The organism is Pseudomonas edaphica, from assembly GCF_005863185.1.
Taxonomy (GTDB): Bacteria; Pseudomonadota; Gammaproteobacteria; order Pseudomonadales; family Pseudomonadaceae; genus Aquipseudomonas; species Aquipseudomonas edaphica.
In genome coordinates this window covers 1-3271 of record NZ_VBVZ01000659.1, presented here as the reverse complement: position 1 = coordinate 3271, position 3271 = coordinate 1, and the positions used below count along the sequence as shown (strand labels likewise).

3 protein-coding genes and 1 pseudogene are annotated in these 3271 nt (G+C 57.0%); 2 read left to right on the top strand and 2 right to left on the bottom strand.

Going from position 1 to position 3271, the window contains the following annotated elements:
* A pseudogene (locus FEM54_RS28475) lies at window positions 1–541 on the bottom strand (hypothetical protein); the annotation flags it as partial.
* A 118-nt stretch (window positions 542–659) separates the two neighbouring features.
* Window positions 660–1451: a response regulator transcription factor gene (locus FEM54_RS28470; RefSeq protein WP_017136286.1), complete on the bottom strand. Its 792-nt coding sequence runs from the start codon at window positions 1449–1451 to the stop codon at window positions 660–662.
* Window positions 1452–1589: 138 nt separating this feature from the next.
* On the opposite strand from FEM54_RS28470, the gene FEM54_RS28465 reads away from it, so the two are divergent.
* Window positions 1590–2693: an extracellular solute-binding protein gene (locus tag FEM54_RS28465; protein ID WP_138453848.1), complete on the top strand. Its 1104-nt coding sequence runs from the start codon at window positions 1590–1592 to the stop codon at window positions 2691–2693.
* A 55-nt stretch (window positions 2694–2748) separates the two neighbouring features.
* A complete protein-coding gene (locus FEM54_RS28460; protein ID WP_138453847.1) occupies window positions 2749–3000 on the top strand; it encodes a hypothetical protein in 252 nt (83 codons plus the stop codon).
* Window positions 3001–3271 lie beyond the last annotated feature (271 nt).

Below are 3271 nucleotides of genomic sequence, written 5' to 3'. Positions count from 1 at the left end.
GGCCCTCGACAAAGGGCAAAAAACCTCTTTGCTGCGGGTTATACAGCGCGTCCGCCGTGCCGACCCGGGCCACCCCGGTACGCGAGAAACACAGGTCCGCCTGGCGCCTGTGCACAGTTTCGGCGTAGGGCCGGTATTCATACGCGAACACTGCAATCGCCAGTTGCGCCTCACCGGCCAGTTGCTGCAAAGCCTCCAGGGTCGGGGGAGCGGCGCCGTAGACATAATTGAGGACGTGCTCGATTTCAGCGGCTGTGGGGAAGGCCGTGAGCGTTTTACCCTTGACAGCGGTGACCACATGAGGCGAGGCGAAGGCATGAAACAGCAGGCTGTCGGCCGGGTGCCCTGGCTCTATGCCGCGTGTGGCATCAGCGGAAAAATCCTCAAAGCCTGGCTGGGTGCGATCAATCTGCACAGGCCTGGCGAGTTCCTCACGCAGGCTTGTCGAGGTGATGTCCAGGCCGTGGTGCAGCAACAGGTCATGCCATCCTGCTGAGGCCAGGCGTGTGCAAGCGCGTTCTACATCGCTGATCAAGGACATCACGCCCCCTCCGATAGAAACCAGGGGAAAGGGTAAGCAAAGGGGGCATGCGCGGTAACTGACCGAACGGCTAGGTTACCGCCCGGGGGCTTCTTGAGGATGGCGAGTGATCGCGCGCCTAATTCAGCGTGTAAACGTCCTGTTTAGGCATGAAAAAACGCGAAAAGAGTTCGGACTGCGATTTGATGTTGAGCTTGGTGTAGATATTGCGCCGGTGCACCTTGATGGTTTCTGTCGACAGCGCCAGTTTGCCGGCGATTTCTTTATTGGAAAAACCACTGAGCAGCAACTTGAGCACGTCCTTCTCGCGCGTGGTGATCTGCGTGCCCAACTGCACAATGGCTTCGGACCAGGGCGGCGGCTCACTGAGGTTTTTTTCTTCATCGACTTCAAAACACATGCGTTGATGCATCAAGGCCATGACCCACGGCTTGATGATATCCAGTGTGGTGATCTGTTCCGGGGTGTAGCGCGTGTTACTGCCAAATGAAATACACAGGGTTCGATCCGCGTCGAGCTGGACGTTGTACTGCACCTCATCGACGGACACGTACCGGGCGAAATACTGATGGTAGTACTCGGTGGTCAGGAAGTGCTCGGGGGCAATGTCTGACAGATGGAAAAAACCGCTCTGCGGGTTTTCACGGTTGGCAATGTAAAACGGGTCCAGCAGGTAAAGGCCTTTTACATACAGTTGCGTCAGGGCGTCGACTTCGTCGGCATCCGCAACCTCGGTCACGCTGACGACGTTGACTTGCTGGTTGCTGAACACCAGGACCACCCAATTGTCGATCTGCACATACTCATTCAACACGCGAACCAGTGAGCTCCAGAAGGCTGGGCGGTTCAGCTCCATGATGAGTTTGCCGGCTGACCGGTGCCAGGCGAGGTTGTGAAGGTCGAGTGACATGGACTACCCCTTTTGGGTTAGGGATTCATGGGGCTGAGCTAAGTATTTGTAGGTATTTACTATTCGACGACGCCGGGTATATTCACCCACCAGCGTTGATGGCCATGAAGGCCTGTCGTTTTTGACAAGGATAGTTATATGAATAAATCACATTTGCGAGCCATTTTTTTAGCCTCGCTTGTCTTTGTCGGGGCCAGCACGCCCGCAGCGGCGGCAGAACCCCGGGTTAACCTGTACAACTGGTTCGGGTTGATCGCACCCCAGACCCCGAAGGAATTCGAGCAGGCAACCGGCACCAAGATGCACATCGATACCTTCGACAGTGCCGAGGTCATGCAAAGCAAGGCCATGGCCGGGCGCACGGGGTATGACGTCGTCGTCGCCACCTCCAACGTATTGCCAAGCCTGATCCAGGCGGGTGTGCTGGCCCCGCTGGACCGCAGCCAACTGAGCAACTATGCGCATATCGACCCGGAAATGCTGGCCTTGCTCGCCACTAACGATCCAGGCAACCAATATGCGATTCCGTACCTGTGGGGCACCACCGGCATTGGTTATGACGTGGATAAGGTCAACGCCGCACTCGGTGAAAACGCCCCGGTGGACAGTTGGGACTTGATCTTCAAAGAAGAAAACATCAGCAAGCTCAAGTCCTGCGGCGTGGCGATGCTCGACTCGCCGAGTGAAATCATCTCCATCGCCTTGCATTACCTCGGCCTGCCGAGCAACAGCCAGAACCCTGAGGATTACCAGAAGGCCCAGGCGCTGCTGCTGAAAATCCGCCCTTATGTTCTCTACTTCGACTCCTCCAGAACCGACGCCGACTTTGCCGATGGCAATATCTGCGTGGTCGTGGGCTGGGCGAGCGGGGCACTGACGGCTCAGGCCATCAATGAGAAAAACCACACTGGCCGCAAGATCGCCTATAGCTTGCCGCGCGAGGGTGGGTTGGTCTGGTCGGAAAACTTTGTGTTGCTCAAAGATGCACCGAACGCAAAGGCCGGCATGGCGTTTATCAATTACATGCTTGAACCCGATGTGATTGCCAAGAGCTCCAACCACACGCTGTACCCGAATGCCAACAAGGACGCCACCGCGCTGGTTGAGCAGAAGTTGCGCGATAACCCGTGGATTTATCCGTCCAAAGCCACCATCGCCACGCTGGTGCCGCTTGAGCCGTTGCCGTTGAAGCTGGAGCGAATTCGCACGCGAGTGTGGACCAAGGTCAAGAGCGGTACGTGACGGGCTGAGTGAGGCCCTGGAGCTTTCGCAGAGATCCCAGAGAGGGAGATAAATCATGGCCCGACGTGATGACCCGTGCGATGTGAAATCGGACGATTATCAGGCGTACAAGGAGATTGAGGAGCAGATCGGTCACTGTACGCCGGAGCAGGCCTGGGCCATGTATTACGTCTCGACCGTGACGGTGCGTGAACACGTTACGCGGGCGGTCATGGAGCATATCGGCAGGGGTAATCGGGCGCTGCTGCTGGAGTTTCCTGAGTTGGCGCGGGTGCAAGAGCGGTCTCGTTTGATGCTTCCTCTTTGAGGGGGGGCTTTTTCAGGTCTTTTGAGGCGGTCTTAGGGGCGGTGGTTTTGAGTGTATATCCGTTGCTGCGGTAACGGCGGCTTAGGGTTCCGCCCTTACGGCGGGTCACTTTTGGCAAACGCCCGGAATGCCGGCCCAGCCAAAAGTAACCACTGAATACACTGAAAAACTGCTTTTCTGTGGGAGCTGGCTTGCCTGCGATGCAGGCACCTCGGTGTGTCAGGCACACTGAGTTGATGCCATCGCAGGCATCTCAGTGTCTTTGGGAGAC